Origin of the sequence: Pseudomonas iranensis (assembly GCF_014268585.2) — a bacterium.
In the GTDB taxonomy this organism is placed as follows: domain Bacteria; phylum Pseudomonadota; class Gammaproteobacteria; order Pseudomonadales; family Pseudomonadaceae; genus Aquipseudomonas; species Aquipseudomonas iranensis.
Window position 1 is genome coordinate 5,945,043 of record NZ_CP077092.1, and the last position, 15,554, is coordinate 5,960,596.

Below are 15,554 nucleotides of genomic sequence, written 5' to 3' on the forward strand. Positions count from 1 at the left end.
TATCCAGAGAGGATGTGAAAAAAACGGGAAATGGCGGGATTGGCGTGTGCATTTGCCAGCAGCAACACATTACAGATATGGAATGGCCCTTGTGGCGAGGGGATTCAGCGAAACGTCGCACCGCCCCGTTGGACTGCGCAGCAGGCCCCTCTTTAAGATCAAGAGGGGCCCGCTTCGCGCGCCAACGGGGCGGTGCGACGTTTCGCTAAATCCCCTCACCACAAAGCTCACCCCCCTACAAGGGGTTCTGCGGTTAGCGCACGCTGCTGCTGAAGCTGCTCGCCCCCGGCAGTTCGAGGACGATTTCATCGCCGACGTTCAGCGGGCCGACGCCCACTGGCGTGCCCGTGAGGATCACGTCGCCGGCCTGCAACGAGAAGCAGCCGGCCATGTGCTGGATCATCGGCACGATCGGGTTGAGCATCGCGCTGCTGTTGCCGTCCTGGCGCACTTCGCCGTTGATGGTCAGGCGGATGCCGATGTCGGTCAGGTCAGCGAAGGTGCTGCCGACCACAAACGGCGCGATCACCGCCGCGCCGTCGAACGACTTGGCGATTTCCCACGGCAGGCCCTTGGCTTTCAGTTCAGCCTGCTTGTCGCGCAGGGTCAGGTCCAGCGCCGGGGCGAAGCCGGAGATCGCATCGAGGACTTCTTCACGGCTTGGTTTGGTCGACAGCGGCTTGCCGATCAACACGGCGATTTCCGCTTCGTAGTGCACCGAACCGCGCTCGGTCGGAATGCTGAAGCCGCCTTCCAGCGGCACCACGCAACTGCCCGGCTTGATGAACAGCAGCGGCTCGGTCGGCACCGGGTTGTCCAGTTCCTTGGCGTGCTCGGCGTAATTGCGGCCAATGCACACGACTTTCCCGATCGGGAAGTGAATGCGCGTGCCGTCGACGTACTGGTGCTGATAGCTCATTTACCGACTCCTGCCTTTATTGATTCAACAGAGATTACCGATCAAACCGGGAAAATCTTGCCCGGGTTCATGATGCCGTTCGGGTCGAACACTGCCTTGACCGCTTTCATGTACTCGATTTCGGCCGGCGAGCGGCTGTAGGTCAGGTAATCACGCTTGGTCATACCGACGCCGTGCTCGGCCGAGATCGAGCCGTTGTACTTCTCGACGGTTTCAAACACCCACTTGTTGACGGTGGCGCACTTGGCGAAGAACTCGTCCTTGCTCAGGTTTTCCGGCTTGAGGATGTTCAGGTGCAGATTGCCGTCGCCAATGTGGCCGAACCAGACGATTTCGAAATCCGGGTAGTGCTCGCCAACGATCGCGTCGATTTCGCGCAGGAACGCCGGCACTTTCGAGACGGTAACCGAGATGTCGTTCTTGTACGGCGTCCAGTGGGAAATGGTTTCGGAGATGTACTCGCGCAGCTTCCACAAGTTGTGCAGTTGGGTTTCGCTCTGACTCATCACGCCGTCGAGCACCCAGCCCTGCTCGACGCAGTGTTCGAAGGTTTCCAGCGCGCTGTTGGCCACTTCTTCGGTGGTCGCTTCGAATTCCAGCAGGGCGTAGAACGGGCACTCGGTCTCGAACGGCGCTGGCACGTCGCCGCGGCCCATGACCTTGGCCAGGGCCTTGTCGGAGAAGAATTCGAAAGCGGTCAGGTCGAGCTTGCCCTGGAAGGCGTGCAGCACCGGCATGATCGAATCGAAATCGGCGGTGCCGAGCACCATGGCCGTGAGGTTTTTCGGCGCGCGATCAAGGCGCATGGTCGCTTCGACGACGAAACCGAGCGTACCTTCGGCGCCGATGAACAGCTGACGCAGGTCGTAACCGGTGGCGTTCTTGATCAGGTCCTTGTTCAGTTCGAGCACGTCGCCCTTGCCGGTGACGACCTTCATGCCGGCCACCCAGTTGCGGGTCATGCCGTAGCGAATCACTTTGATCCCGCCGGCATTGGTGCCGATATTGCCGCCAACCTGGCTGGAACCCGCCGAGGCGAAGTCGACCGGATAGTACAGGCCGTTTTCCTCGGCGACGTTTTGCAGATGTTCCGTGACCACGCCCGGCTGGCACACGGCGGTGCGGTCGGTGAGGTTGACGTCGAGAATCTGGTTCATGTAATCGAACGAAACCACCACTTCGCCATTGGCCGCCACCGCAGCGGCGGACAACCCGGTGCGCCCGCCGGACGGCACCAGCGCGACCTTGTGAGTGTTGGCCCAACGCACCACGGCCTGGACTTGCTCGATGGTCTTGGGAAACACGATGGCGCTCGGCGCCGGGGCGAAGTGCTTGGTCCAATCCTTGCCGTAAGTGTTCAGGGAGTCGGCGTCGGTGAGGACTTTGCCAGGCTCAACCAGGGTCTTCAGTTCATCAATCAGCGCAGGATTGGTCATCGACAGAACTCTCGAACAATTCATGGTCATCCTGAGAACGCTTCACGTCGCAGGAATGAGTGTTTAGCGGGGTGGCTATGCTAGCATACCGACCCCGCAGGACAGTGCCCAAGGCCAGATCCGCGGTGACGGCTTTGTTGCCGTGCGGGTCAGCTCCAGGCTGCTCCCTCCCTGCCATTTTTCTCCGGGATACAGGTTTACGCAGATGAGCAAGACTTCTCTCGATAAGAGCAAGATCAAGTTCCTTCTTCTCGAAGGCGTCCACCAATCGGCTGTCGACGTCCTCAAGGCGGCGGGCTACACCAGCATCGAATACCTGACTGGTTCCTTGCCGGAAGCCCAGCTCAAGGAAAAGATCGCTGACGCTCACTTCATCGGCATTCGCTCGCGCACGCAACTGACCGAAGAGATCTTCGATCACGCGAAGAAACTGGTCGCGGTCGGCTGTTTCTGCATCGGCACCAACCAGGTTGACCTCAGTGCGGCCCGCGAGCGCGGTATCGCCGTGTTCAACGCGCCGTACTCCAACACCCGCTCCGTAGCGGAACTGGTACTGGCCGAAGCGATCCTGCTGCTGCGCGGCATCCCTGAGAAAAATGCCTCCTGCCACCGTGGTGGCTGGATCAAGTCCGCCGCCAACTCGTTCGAGATCCGTGGCAAGAAGCTGGGCATCGTCGGCTACGGCTCGATCGGCACGCAGCTGTCGGTGCTGGCTGAAGGCTTGGGCATGCAAGTGTTCTTCTATGACACCGTGACCAAGCTGCCACTGGGCAACGCTACGCAGGTCAACAACCTGCACGAGCTGCTGGGCATGTCCGACATCGTCACCCTGCACGTACCGGAAACCGCCGCCACTCAGTGGATGATCGGCGAGAAGGAAATCCGCGCCATCAAGAAGGGCGGCATCCTGATCAACGCTGCACGGGGCACCGTGGTCGAGCTCGACGCCCTGGCGGACGCGATCAAGGACAAGCACCTGATCGGCGCGGCCATCGACGTGTTCCCGGTGGAGCCCCGCTCCAACGACGAAGAGTTCGAAAGCCCGCTGCGTGGCCTCGACAACGTGATCCTGACCCCGCACATCGGTGGCTCGACCGCCGAAGCGCAAGCCAACATCGGTCTGGAAGTGGCGGAAAAACTGGTCAAGTACAGCGACAACGGTACTTCGGTGTCGTCGGTCAACTTCCCGGAAGTGGCCCTGCCGGCTCACCCTGGCAAGCACCGCCTGCTGCACATCCACGAGAACATCCCGGGTGTGATGAGCGAGATCAACAAGGTCTTCGCCGAAAACGGCATCAACATCTCCGGTCAGTTCCTGCAGACCAACGAGAAGGTTGGCTACGTGGTGATCGACGTCGACGCCGAATACTCGGAGCTTGCGCAAGAGAAGCTGCAACACGTCAACGGTACTATCCGTAGCCGGGTGCTTTTCTAAAAGCAGCTACAAGCCGCAAGTTACAAGCGGCAAGTGAAAGCGCTTTGCCTTTACTTGCCGCTTGCAGCCAGCCACTTGAAGCTGAATAAAAAAGGGAGCCCCGAGAGGCTCCCTTTTTTTATTTCACGTTTACGGTGATTTTTTCCGAAACGATCGATGGGTCGAACGGCATGTGGCCGCTGTCGCCGAGGATCAGTTGCAAGGTGTGTTTGCCCGGGGCCAGTTTGATCGTGGCTTCGGTCTGCGCCTTGCCGAAATGCATGTGGTGGGCGTCAGTCGGGATCGGCGCGCCTTCGGCCGGCAAATCATCGACGTCGATCAGCAGGTGATGGTGGCCAGTGTTCTTGGTGGTGTCACCCGCCGGGGCCAGCGCGATGTTCTTGACGCCGAACTTGACCTTGAATTCCTGCGAGACGGTAGCGCCGTCCTCGGGAGAAACGATGAACACTTCAGCATCCTTCGGCGCCGGTGTCGCCGCACTGGCCAGCACCGAAACACCCATCAGCACACCGGCCAACGCTGCACGTGACAAAAAGCTTTTCATTTTCTTCTCCAGTTTTTCCGTAAAATCCGCACGGCCATGACAACTTCATGACCATTCGTTGTCGAAGGCACTCGACAACCATAGCAAAGCGAGCCTGAATCAGAGCGTCGCGATAATGATTTCAAAGGAGTGACCATGCGCCTGCTGCCTGGCCTGATCTGCCTGCTACCCCTTCTGAGCCCGCTGGCTCACGCCGAACTGATTGATGACGTCAACGACCGTGGCGAGCTGCGCATAGCCCTTGAGGCTAATACACCGCCCTTCAATTACAAGGAAGGCGACACCCTCACGGGGTTCGAGGTCGAGCTTGGGCAACTTCTGGCCCAGGAGCTGGATGTACGCGCCGACTTCATCGTCACCGACGAGGGCGACCTGCTCCAGGGCGTTGAAAGCGGCAAGTACGACGTCGCGCTCAACCACATAGCACTGACACCCGAACTCAAGGATCGTTTCGACTTCAGCGAGCCGTACGGCGAGGTTGATGGGCAATTGTTGGCGAAGAAGGACGAGACGCCGCGGCCGATGGTGCTGGTGCAGGCGTTGACCGAAGCGAAGCCGAAAGCGGCAGCGCCGGTGGAATTGGCGATACCGTTTCAGAAGGGTAATCCGGCGTTTCAGGCCAGCCTCAAGAGCGCGCTGGAACGGATCAAGGCGGATGGGCGGTTGGCGGCGTTGTCCGAGAAGTGGTTGAAACCGTAAGAGTCCCTCACCCTAACCCTCTCCCGGAGGGAGAGGGAACTGATCCGGGGATGCTTTAGAGGTACGCCGACTTGGGATTGCTATACCGAATCCGAAATCGACTGATCATGGCTTTGTCGAATCCCTGGTCGCCAAGGTCTTTCAGGTCGATGGACAGCGCCAGACACCTCGGTCGGCCCCCTCTCCCCCCGGGAGAGGGCTGGGGTGAGGGCAACGATGGCTGATCAGTCCAAAGCCGCCAGAGTCACCGCCGCCTCAGCCAGCTCAAGCTCACTGAAAACCCGAACCCCATGGCGCTTGAGCAACGCCGCCGTCACCCCTTCGCCACTGACTTTAACCCCACTGAAGGAGCCGTCATACGTCAGCAGATTCCCGCAAGACGGACTGTTGGCCTTGAGCACCGCCACCCGAATGCCGTGCTTTTGCACCAGTTTCAGCGCTTGCCGTGCACCCTCGAGAAACTGCGCGCTGACATCCTCGCCATCGGTAGTGATCACAGCAGCAATGCCATCCAGCACCTCACCGCCCTGCCCGCCAGGAATCTCAGCCGCCGCCCGCGGCGTCGGCAATCCACCGGCCACCTCAGGACACAACGGCACCACGCGCCCTTCTTCGATCCACTGCTCAAGCAGATCAAACGGCCCGCTCGCGCCACCGTCATAGCGCACGCGATGGCCCAGCAGGCAGCGACTGACCAGGATCTTTTCCATGTTCAGAACGGCTCGTTGCCACGGCGACGGAACCAGCCAGTCAGCGACAGGCGCTCGCGATGGGCCGGCAACACTTCGTGGGGCACTTCGCCGGAGAGAAACACCACCAGACAGCCGCCGGTCGGCTGTACGTCATGCACGCGTTCCTCGCCCAGGTACATGCGCAACTGGCCACCGTCCTCCGGCAACCAGGCCTCGTTGAGATAGATCACCGCCGAGACCATGCGCCGGTCATCATCGCGAAAGCGATCAACGTGCTTGAGGTAAAACGCGCCGGGCGGGTACAGGGCGAAATGGCATTCGAAATCCTCAAGCCCCAGAAACAAGCCACGATTGAGTGCCTCGCGCAGACTGTCCATCAGGCTCAGGTAACGGTCAGTGGCGTCGGCCTGACCTGGGTCGATCCACTGGATGTGATCGCCGCGAATACCTTCGCGAATCTCCGAAAACGGCCCGCGACCGACCGCTGCCGGCGCCAGCTCACCCTCGGCTTCACGTTTACGGCACTCGGCCGCCAGCGACCGGGTCAGATCGGCGGGCAGGAAGATGTTCTGCTGCGACCAGCCGTTTTCGGCCAGGTCGTCGACAATGCGTAACAGCAGCGGGTGTTCAGAGGATATCGGCATGGCGCGCATAGTATGCCGACGGCGATAAATCCGACAGAGCCACGCAGCGCCTTGCTACGAATTCTCGACAAGTACCGGCACCGCACGGACAATAGTCCGCTGCTGACAGGAGTCCCTATGCGCCGTTTGCTTTTTTCACTGTTGATGTTCTGCGTATTGCCCGCCTGGGCGGACGGCTTTGATCAGTTGTACAAGGTCGCCGGCTGGCCAGAACAACGCGCGCATTTCAACGATGCCCTGAGCGCCGCCCAGCAGCGCTATCAGAACAGCCTGCCGCCTGCGGTATTTCAGGCGCTGGTCAACAACAGCAATCAACGCTTTGCCGCGCAGGCCATGGATCAGCGTGCCGAAGCGCAACTGCGGCAGAAACTCGCCGACCCTAAACCGGCGCTGACCTTCTTCCAGTCACCGCTGGGCAAGAAAATCGTCGCCGCCGAATTACTCGCAACCCGTCGCGATCAACTGGCAAAAAATGCTCAGGGCCTGCCGAAGATGCAGGCCAGCGACAGTCGCTTGCTGATCATCGGCCATCTCGCCCAGGCCCTGCCAGCCCGTGAGGCGGGCGCCGAGGTCAGCCTGGCGATTGCCGGCGTAGCGGCGGACAGCTTGAGTTCGATGATCCCGGGACTGCTCGGCGGTGGACAGGCGCAGGGCATGTTGAACGGTCAGCGCCAGCGGCTGATGGATCAGATCGGCGCCGATCTGAACAACACGTTGCTTTACGTGTATCGCGACTTGTCGGATGAGGAGCTCGAAGAATTTGCGACGTTTGCCGAGTCGACCGAGGGCAAGGCTTACTACCAGGCGGCACTGGCGGCGATTCGGGCGGGGTTGGCGGTCGGCCAGTGATGTTCGTTACCTGAAAGATCGCATTCGCGAGCAGGCTCGCTCCCACAGTTGTAACGCATTCCCCTGTGGGAGCGAGCCTGCTCGCGAAGAGGCCCTCCCAGGCACTACAGATTCCTGCCCCTGATCCGCTTGCTCAAGAATTCGAAATACTCCTCACGCATCTCCGCCGTTTCATTGGCCAGGTGATGCCGTGCCTCGGCCAGAAGCAGAATCTGCGGCCGGTCGAACTTCCATTTCAACACCTGCAAATTGTGCTGCCAGTCGACAGTCATGTCCGCCTGCCCCTGAATGATCAGCGGCCGTCGCGGACTTTTTTTCGCGTGCTCGACGCGGATGATCCAGCGCGACAGCGCGCCCACCCATTTGGTCGGCAGGCGCCTTGGCTGTAACGGATCGGCCTGCAGAAACGGCAGGAAATCCGGATCGTTGGAGTTCTCGCTGAAGCGTCGCGCGACCCCGCGTACAAACGGCCGCAGCAGGTAATAACTCAACTGCGACCAGGCCCACGCCCTCGGCCTTACCAATGGCGCCAGCAGAATCACCTGCCCCTGCGCCGGGCTGTTCTCGCCATGGTTGAGCAGGTGATCGACGACAATCGCGCCACCGGTGCTTTGCCCGCACAAATGCCAAGGCTGCGGCAGCGCGATCGAGTTCGCTTCAGCAAACAGCGCCTGCAACACGTCCTGGTATTCAGAGAAATCACGAATGCTTGCCCGTGGCCCGCTCGACAGACCATGGCCCGGCAAGTCGCAGGCAATCACGGCGAAATCCTGATCCAGCGCCCACTCGATCAGATGCCGGTACAGGCCGATGTGATCGTAGTAACCGTGCAGCAGAAACAACGTCGCCTTGACCTTCTCCGGCCACCAGCAATGGCTGACCAGCTCGTAGCCATCGACCTCGAAACGGCCCATGCCGCGCCAGACATCGCGCTCGGCAAAGTCGGTCTTGTAGAAGCGCTGATAAGCCTTCGCCTCATCCGATAACGGCTGCCACTCGGCCAATGGCTTGAGGCTCGCGCGTAAATGATCGGGGTCGAAAGTATCAGGCATGCGGACATTCCAAAGCGGTAAACGGACTTTATCGGCCTGCGATATTCATCTGTAGAGGCAGACATGGCAAGCTAGCCGGCCTTTCGAGGATCGAAAACCATGCGTTCGCCCTACCGCACCGCACTGTTCGCCAGCCTGCTCGCGCTGATCTGCGCCGGGGTGCTGTGGGCGGCATATGACTGGTTTCAGGGCCGCTACCTTCGCGCGTTCAGCGAACACACCGCCGTGTTTTCCGGCGATCCGCTGCGCCTGCCGGACAACCTCGCCGGGCCGGGCAATATCCGCCTGGTGCACTTCTGGGACCCGGCCTGCCCATGCAACGTCGGGAATCAACAGCACCTGAGCGAGATGGTCGAACAGTTCGGCCCTCGCGGCGTGGAGTTCTTCGCCGTGCAAAAGCCCGGCAGCCACGGCCAGTTACCCGCCACCCTCGCCAGCCTGAAAACCATCATCGTCCTGCCCGGCGCGGAACAGATCCCCGCCAGCCCCGCTGTGGCGATCTGGGATCGCAACGGCAAATTGGCCTACTTCGGCCCGTACAGCGAAGGCTTGACCTGCAACTCGAGCAACAGCTTTATCGAACCGATCCTGCATGCCCTGACGGAAGATCGCCCGGTCAATGCCACGCATACGCTGGCGGTGGGGTGTTATTGCCGGTGGCCGGCGGACGCGAAGTAAGGCATTCCGGACTTTTCAAGGACAGCGCTGCACCGCACAGATGCTCTGTGCTAAATGTTTGCAGCCCGACGGGCGGCCTTCCCGCCTGCACAAGGAGTCACCATGAAGCGTGCGTTGATCGTCGTTGCCTTGCTCATCGTCGTCCTGCTCGGCGCCGCTGGCGGGTATATCTACAGCAAGCAGCCGACGCGCCAGGGCCAGGTCGAGCTGCGCAACCTGCAAGGCTCGGTGACCGTGCGCTATGACGAGCGCGGTGTGCCGCATATCCGCGCCGAGAACGAAACCGACCTCTATCGCGCCCTCGGTTATGTGCACGCGCAGGATCGTCTGTTCCAGATGGAAGCCATGCGCCGCCTCGCCCGGGGCGAGCTGGCCGAAGTGCTCGGGCCGAAACTGCTCGACACCGACAAACTGTTTCGCAGCCTGCGCATCCGCGAGCGTGCGGCCAGTTACGTCGCCAGCCTCGACAAGCAGTCGCCGGCGTGGAAGGGCCTGCAAGCCTATCTGGACGGCATCAACCAATATCAGAGCAGCCACGCCGCGCCGATCGAGTTCGACGTGCTGGGCATCCCCAAGCGGCCGTTCACTGCCGAAGACAGCATCAGCGTCGCCGGTTACATGGCCTACAGCTTTGCCGCCGCGTTTCGCACCGAGCCGCTGCTGACCTACGTACGCGATCAGCTCGGCGCCGATTACCTCAATGTCTTCGATCTGGACTGGCAGGCCAAAGGCGTTCTGGCCACCGATCACGCCAGGCACGCGCCGGCCCTCGCCGCCGGCGACTGGCAGGACCTCACCGCCCTCGCCCGCCTCAGCGAACAGGCGCTGCTCGACAACGGCCTGCCGCAGTTCGAAGGCAGCAACGCCTGGGTGATTGCCGGCAGCCGCAGCCGGAGTGGCAAGCCGTTGCTGGCCGGCGATCCGCATATCCGCTTTTCGGTGCCGTCGGTGTGGTACGAGGCGCAGCTGTCGGCGCCGGGTTTCGAATTGTACGGCCATCATCAGGCACTGGTGCCGTTCGCGTTTCTGGGGCACAACCTCGATTTCGGCTGGAGCCTGACCATGTTCCAGAACGACGATCTCGATCTCATCGCCGAGAAGGTCAACCCGGACAACCCCAATCAGGTCTGGTATCGCGGCCAGTGGACCGAGATGCTCGTCAGCGAACAACAGATCAATGTAAAGGGTCAGGCGCCGGTGACTCTCACCTTGCGCCAGTCCCCGCATGGGCCAATCGTCAACGACGCCCTCGGCAGTGCTGCCGGCAAGACCCCGGTTGCGATGTGGTGGGCCTTCCTCGAAACACCCAACCCAATCCTCGACGGCTTCTACCAGCTCAACCGCGCCGACACCTTGGCCAAGGCCCGCGCGGCAGCGGCCAAGGTGCAGGCGCCGGGTCTGAATCTGGTGTACGCCAACGCCAAAGGCGATATCGCCTGGTGGGCCTCGGCCCTGCTGCCCAAACGTCCGGCCGGGGTGCAACCGGGCTTCATCCTCGACGGCAGCACGCCCGAGGCGGACAAGGACGGCTACTATCCGTTCAGCGCCAACCCGCAGGAAGAGAACCCGGCGCGCGGCTATATCGTCTCGGCCAACTTCCAGCCCGTGTCGCCGACCGGCATGGAGATTCCCGGTTATTACAACCTCGCCGATCGCGGTCAGCAGCTTGACCGTCAGCTCAGCAACAACCGGGTGAAGTGGAGCAACGAGGCCAACCAGCAACTACAACTGGGCACGGCGACCGGTTACGGCCCGCGCCTGTTGGCGCCGCTGTTGCCGGTGTTGCGTGAGGTGGTCAGTGATCCGGCGCAACTGAAACTGGTCGAGCAACTGGCGCAGTGGCCTGGCGACTATCCGCTGAATTCGATCAGCGCGACGGTGTTCAACCAGTTCCTCTACGACCTTGCCGATGCGGCGATGCGCGATGAGTTGGGCAATGACTTCTTCGAAACACTGCTGTCGACGCGGGTGATCGATTCGGCGCTGCCACGCCTGGCGGCCAAGGCGGATTCACCGTGGTGGGACAATCGCAGCACGCCAGCCAAAGAAACCCGCGCCGATGTCGTGCGCACGGCGTGGGCGGCAAGCATGGCGCATCTGAAACTGACCCTCGGCGATAACGTGGCCAGTTGGCAGTGGGGCGCGGCGCACACCCTCACCCACGGCCATCCGCTGGGGCAGCAGAAGCCGCTGGATCGCCTGTTCAACGTCGGCCCGTTCGCAGCGCCGGGCAGCCACGAAGTGCCGAACAACCTCTCGGCGAAGATCGGCCCGGCGCCATGGCCGGTGACCTATGGACCGTCGACGCGACGTCTGGTGGATTTCGCCGATCCGGTGCATGGCCTGACGATCAACCCGGTCGGCCAGAGTGGCGTGCCTTTGGACACTCACTATGACGACCAGGCCGAGGCGTATGTGGAGGGGATTTATGTGCAGGCGCATTTCAGTGAGGAAGAGGTGCTGGCGAATACGCGCAGTACGTTGAAGCTGTTGCCTGCGCGCAAGCCCTGAAGAGCCCCTCACCCTAGCCCTCTCCCAGAGGGAGAGGGGACCGATTGGGGGATATTCATGAGAAACGCCGACGTGAAAGATTGGCGCCGAATCCATAATCGATAAGGTCTTTCAGGTCGATGTAACACGCCAGACACTGCAGTCGGCTCCCTCTCCCTCTGGGAGAGGGCTGGGGTGAGGGCTTTCGAGCTCAAGCCCGGATCAAACATTCAGCGCAAAATTCAGCCGAAACTGCTGCGGCGTCACGCCTAATCTGCGGTTGAACACACTGCGCATATGCTGCGCATCACGAAACCCGCACTGATAGGCCACGGTCTTCAGCGGCGCCGTGGTGCTTTCCAGCATGACCCGCGCCGCATCCACCCGCGCCCGTTCGACAAACTCCGCCGGGGTCACTTTCGCTTCCCGCGCAAACACCCGGGAGAAATTGCGCGCACTCATGTTCGCCGCATTGGCCAGATCGGCGATCGTCAGATCGCCAGTGAGATTGGCCTGCACATACAACTGCACCAACGCCACCGCTGACGTCGGCTCGGCATGCGGCGTGAGGAACGGGCTGAACTGTGATTGCCCGCCCGAGCGCTGGGTGAACACCACCAGCCGTTTCGCCACACTCAGCGCCACCTCGGCACCGTGGTCGCGCGCCAGCAGGTACAGCGACAGATCGATGCCCGCCGTAACTCCGGCCGAGGTGTAGAGCGTGCCGTCCTCGACATACAGGCGATCCGCCTCGACCCGCGTGGTCGGGCACAAATGCGCCAACGCCCCGGCATCGTTCCAGTGCGTGGTGACAGTGCGCCCCTCGAGCAAACCGGCGCGGGCGAGCATGAACGCGCCATTGCAGATCGAGCCGAAACGCCGGGCGCGGCCACAGGCATCGCGCAGCCAGGCGTCGAACGTCGGGCCGAAATCCATGAATGGCAATTGCGGGCCGCCGGCGACCAGCAACAGGTCGGGGCTATCCGTTGCTTCGCTGAAGTGGCAGTGAGCGTTCAGGCTCATTCCGTTGGAACAGGCCATCGGCCCGTGCTCGACGCCGATCACTTGCAAGCGATAGTGATCTTGCGGCGCAAGAAAGCGGTTGGCTTCGGCGAACACGTCCATGGGGCCGCTGACGTCCAGTGACTGCACGCCGGGGAACACCACAATGGCGACGGATTTGTTCATGGCTCAAACGTCCTCAATACCTGTGACAAACACACAAACCTGTGGGAGCGAGCCTGCTCGCGAAGAGGCCATCACCCGCAACATAGCTGTCGAATGACACACTGCCTTCGCGAGCAGGCTCGCTCCCACATGGGCCGTGCCGGGCTTGTTGATCGAGCCACCCTTGCCGGTCCCACACCCGACAAGTGAGCTTGGCACGATTTGCAGGCGGATTGGCAAGGATCGCAGCCATGACTCGATTGTTCGCTTGGCGCGCGGGGAACAGACTTTTCCCAGCAGCGCCACGACGGCGTTTTCGACGAGGAAACCGTTATGACCAGCACCATCGCCGGCATCAAGATCCCTGACAGCGCCCTCGCCCGGGCCACCACCGAGTACATTCGCGACATCGAATCCGACCTGCTTTATCACCACTCGCGCCGGGTGTTTCTGTTCGGCGCCTTGAGCGGCGAGCGCCAGCAATTGGCCTATAACCCGGAGCTGCTGTACGTCGGCGCAATGTTCCACGACCTTGGTCTGGTCGCAGGCCATCGCAGCGATGACGAGCGCTTCGAAGTGGACGGCGCAAATGCCGCCGCAGCCTTTCTCAAGCCGTACGGGCTGAGCGACGACGACATCGAGCAAGTCTGGCTGTCGATCGCGTTGCACACCACGCCGGGCGTGCCCAGGCATCTGCGCCCGACCGTAGCACTGGTGACCGCCGGGGTGGAGATGGATGTGCTGGGCATCGATTACGCGGCGTTCAGCAGCGTGCAGCGCGAAGCCGTGGTGCATGCGCATCCGCGTGGGGAGGGTTTCAAGGAATGCATCATCTGCGCGTTCGCCGATGGCTTGCGCCATCGCCCGCAGACGACGTTTGGCAATGTGAAGACTGATGTGCTGGTGGATCAGGAGCCGGGGTTCAAACCGATGAATTTCGTCGAGGTCATCCGCCAGTCTCCCTGGATTGCTTAAAACCAGATTTGGAACTGGGCCCTGTGGCGAGGGGATTTATCCCCGCTGGGTTGCGAAGCGACCCTCAAAAAAAAAGGCCTGCTGCGCAGTCCATCGGGGATAAATCCCCTCACCACAAAAGCCCGCTCCCACATTTTGATTTGGGTTGGCCTCGGGAATGAAACCAACCCGCCGGCTCACACAGTCTGTGGCGCAGGCGCGCGACGTGCGTCCGGTTGCTTCCACGAATCAGCCGCGCTTTCTTCGATGGCTTGCTGGATGGCTTTCTTGCGGGCTTCTTCGGCGCGGCGGCTGAAGAACCAGACGAGGAAGGTCACCAGCGACACCGCCAGCAGAATCAGGCTGGCCACGGCGTTGATTTCCGGTTTCACACCCAGGCGCACGGCCGAGAACACTTCCATCGGCAGCGTCGTCGAACCCGGGCCGGACACGAAGCTCGCCAGCACCAGGTCATCCAGCGACAGCGCGAACGACATCATCCCGCCCGCCGCCAGCGACGGCGCGATCATCGGGATGGTGATCAGGAAGAACACCTTCCACGGCCGCGCGCCCAGGTCCATCGCCGCCTCTTCGATCGACAGGTCCAGCTCACGCAAGCGCGCCGACACCACCACCGCCACATACGCCGCGCAGAACGTGGTGTGGGCGATCCAGATGGTGACGATGCCGCGCTCCTGCGGCCAGCCGATCATCTGCGCCATGGCCACGAACAGCAGCAACAGCGACAGACCGGTGATCACTTCCGGCATCACCAGTGGCGCAGTCACCAGGCCGCCAAACAGCGTGCGGCCCTTGAAGTGGGTGATGCGCGTCAGCACGAACGCGGCCAGGGTACCCAGTGCCACCGCAGCAACCGCGGTGTAGCAGGCGATTTCCAGCGAGCGCAGCACCGAGCCCATCAGTTGCGAGTTGTCGAGCAGGCCGACGTACCACTTGATCGACCAGCCGCCCCACACCGTCACCAGTTTCGAGGCGTTGAACGAGTAGATCACCAGGATCAGCATCGGCAGATAGATAAAAATCAGCCCCAGTACCAGCATCAGGCTGGAGAAACGGAAGCGCTTCATTCTTTACCCTCCATTTCCTTGGCCTGACTGCGGTTGAACAGAATGATCGGCACAATCAGGATCGCCAGCATCACCACCGCCAGCGCGGACGCCACCGGCCAGTCACGGTTGTTGAAGAATTCTTGCCAGAGCACCTTACCGATCATCAGGGTTTCCGGACCGCCAAGCAGCTCCGGAATCACGAACTCGCCGACCACCGGAATGAACACCAGCATGCAGCCGGCAATGATGCCGTTCTTGGACAGCGGAATGGTGATTTTCCAGAAGCTGTTGAAGGTGCTCGAACCCAGGTCCGACGCGGCTTCCAGCAGGCTCTGGTCATGTTTGACCAGGTTGGCATACAGCGGCAGGATCATGAACGGCAGGTACGAATAGACCACGCCGATGTACACGGCGAGGTTGGTGTTGAGAATCTGCAGCGGCTCGTCGATCAGGCCCATGCTCATCAGGAAGCCGTTGAGCAGGCCGTTGTTGCTGAGGATGCCCATCCACGCGTAGACGCGGATCAGGATCGCCGTCCAGGTCGGCATCATGATCAGCAGCACCAGCACCGTTTGCAGCTCTTTGCGCGCGCTGGCGATGGCGTAGGCCATCGGGTAACCGATCAGCAGGCAGAGCACGGTGCTGATAAAAGCCATTTTCAGCGAGCCAAGATAGGCCGCGATGTACAGCTCGTCGTCACCAAGTAACGCGTAGTTGCCCAGGTTCAGCAGCACTTGCAGCCTCTGCTCGGCGTAGGTGTAGATCTCGGTGTAAGGCGGGATCGCCACGTCGGCTTCGGCGAAGCTGATCTTCAGGACGATGAAGAACGGCAGCATGAAGAACAGGAACAGCCAGATGAACGGCACCCCGATGACCATCTGCCGGCCATTGGGGATGATTCGGTTTATACGGCGTTTGAATTTGC

The 15,554-nt window shown here is 61.4% G+C and carries 15 protein-coding genes; 6 read left to right on the forward strand and 9 right to left on the reverse strand.

Translation table 11 applies throughout. The annotated features are described in order from the left end of the window. Positions 1-253 precede the first annotated feature (253 nt). On the reverse strand, positions 254-919 hold the full coding sequence (locus tag HU724_RS26855; protein ID WP_024014705.1) for a fumarylacetoacetate hydrolase family protein: 666 nt from the start codon (positions 917-919) through the stop codon (positions 254-256). Positions 920-960: 41 nt separating this feature from the next. Beyond that, the gene (locus tag HU724_RS26860; protein WP_129997863.1) at positions 961-2,355 is read right to left on the reverse strand and encodes a D-2-hydroxyglutarate dehydrogenase; all 1,395 of its coding nucleotides are present in this window, start codon (positions 2,353-2,355) and stop codon (positions 961-963) included. Between the two features lie 205 nt (positions 2,356-2,560). Here HU724_RS26860 and serA point away from each other — a divergent pair, with 205 nt between their 5' ends. Further along, positions 2,561-3,790, forward strand: coding sequence for a phosphoglycerate dehydrogenase (gene serA / locus HU724_RS26865; RefSeq protein ID WP_024014707.1), 1,230 nt, complete (start codon positions 2,561-2,563; stop codon positions 3,788-3,790). A 118-nt stretch (positions 3,791-3,908) separates the two neighbouring features. Here serA and HU724_RS26870 read toward each other — a convergent pair whose 3' ends face one another. Further along, complete coding sequence (locus tag HU724_RS26870) at positions 3,909-4,334, reverse strand: DUF4399 domain-containing protein (protein ID WP_024014708.1); 426 nt, start codon at positions 4,332-4,334, stop codon at positions 3,909-3,911. A 135-nt stretch (positions 4,335-4,469) separates the two neighbouring features. On the opposite strand from HU724_RS26870, the gene HU724_RS26875 reads away from it, so the two are divergent. Continuing rightward, positions 4,470-5,033: a transporter substrate-binding domain-containing protein gene (locus HU724_RS26875; protein WP_125925409.1), complete on the forward strand. Its 564-nt coding sequence runs from the start codon at positions 4,470-4,472 to the stop codon at positions 5,031-5,033. A 224-nt stretch (positions 5,034-5,257) separates the two neighbouring features. On the opposite strand, the gene HU724_RS26880 is transcribed toward HU724_RS26875, so the two are convergent. Then, positions 5,258-5,743, reverse strand: a complete 486-nt coding sequence (locus tag HU724_RS26880) for a 2-thiouracil desulfurase family protein (RefSeq protein WP_186569343.1) — start codon at positions 5,741-5,743, stop codon at positions 5,258-5,260. 2 nt (positions 5,744-5,745) lie between these two features. Then, positions 5,746-6,378 carry a 2OG-Fe(II) oxygenase gene (locus HU724_RS26885; RefSeq protein WP_186569344.1) on the reverse strand — a complete coding sequence of 211 codons (633 nt, stop codon included), beginning with the start codon at positions 6,376-6,378 and terminating at the stop codon, positions 5,746-5,748. A gap of 108 nt (positions 6,379-6,486) precedes the next feature. Between HU724_RS26885 and HU724_RS26890 the strand changes: the two genes are divergently transcribed. Further along, positions 6,487-7,218: a DUF2059 domain-containing protein gene (locus HU724_RS26890; RefSeq protein ID WP_123441772.1), complete on the forward strand. Its 732-nt coding sequence runs from the start codon at positions 6,487-6,489 to the stop codon at positions 7,216-7,218. Between the two features lie 104 nt (positions 7,219-7,322). Here the strand turns inward: HU724_RS26890 and bipL are convergent, their stop codons facing one another. After that, positions 7,323-8,270, reverse strand: coding sequence for a phospholipase BipL (gene bipL, locus HU724_RS26895; RefSeq protein WP_186569345.1), 948 nt, complete (start codon positions 8,268-8,270; stop codon positions 7,323-7,325). Between the two features lie 99 nt (positions 8,271-8,369). Between bipL and HU724_RS26900 the strand changes: the two genes are divergently transcribed. Both HU724_RS26900 and HU724_RS26905 read left to right on the forward strand, forming a co-directional pair. Next, a complete protein-coding gene (locus tag HU724_RS26900) occupies positions 8,370-8,948 on the forward strand; it encodes a DUF6436 domain-containing protein (protein WP_186569346.1) in 579 nt (192 codons plus the stop codon). Between the two features lie 102 nt (positions 8,949-9,050). Beyond that, positions 9,051-11,459: a penicillin acylase family protein gene (locus tag HU724_RS26905; protein ID WP_186569347.1), complete on the forward strand. Its 2,409-nt coding sequence runs from the start codon at positions 9,051-9,053 to the stop codon at positions 11,457-11,459. Positions 11,460-11,660: 201 nt separating this feature from the next. Here the strand turns inward: HU724_RS26905 and HU724_RS26910 are convergent, their stop codons facing one another. Beyond that, complete coding sequence (locus HU724_RS26910) at positions 11,661-12,626, reverse strand: GlxA family transcriptional regulator (RefSeq protein WP_186569348.1); 966 nt, start codon at positions 12,624-12,626, stop codon at positions 11,661-11,663. Between the two features lie 312 nt (positions 12,627-12,938). On the opposite strand from HU724_RS26910, the gene HU724_RS26915 reads away from it, so the two are divergent. Then, positions 12,939-13,580: an HD domain-containing protein gene (locus HU724_RS26915; RefSeq protein WP_186569349.1), complete on the forward strand. Its 642-nt coding sequence runs from the start codon at positions 12,939-12,941 to the stop codon at positions 13,578-13,580. 176 nt (positions 13,581-13,756) lie between these two features. Here the strand turns inward: HU724_RS26915 and HU724_RS26920 are convergent, their stop codons facing one another. Together HU724_RS26920 and HU724_RS26925 are read right to left on the reverse strand one after the other, a co-directional pair. Then, the gene (locus HU724_RS26920) at positions 13,757-14,647 is read right to left on the reverse strand and encodes an ABC transporter permease subunit (RefSeq protein WP_122748323.1); all 891 of its coding nucleotides are present in this window, start codon (positions 14,645-14,647) and stop codon (positions 13,757-13,759) included. Further along, positions 14,644-15,525, reverse strand: coding sequence for an ABC transporter permease subunit (locus HU724_RS26925; RefSeq protein ID WP_217847196.1), 882 nt, complete (start codon positions 15,523-15,525; stop codon positions 14,644-14,646). Before HU724_RS26925 ends, HU724_RS26920 begins: the two co-directional genes overlap by 4 nt. Positions 15,526-15,554: the final 29 nt, after the last annotated feature.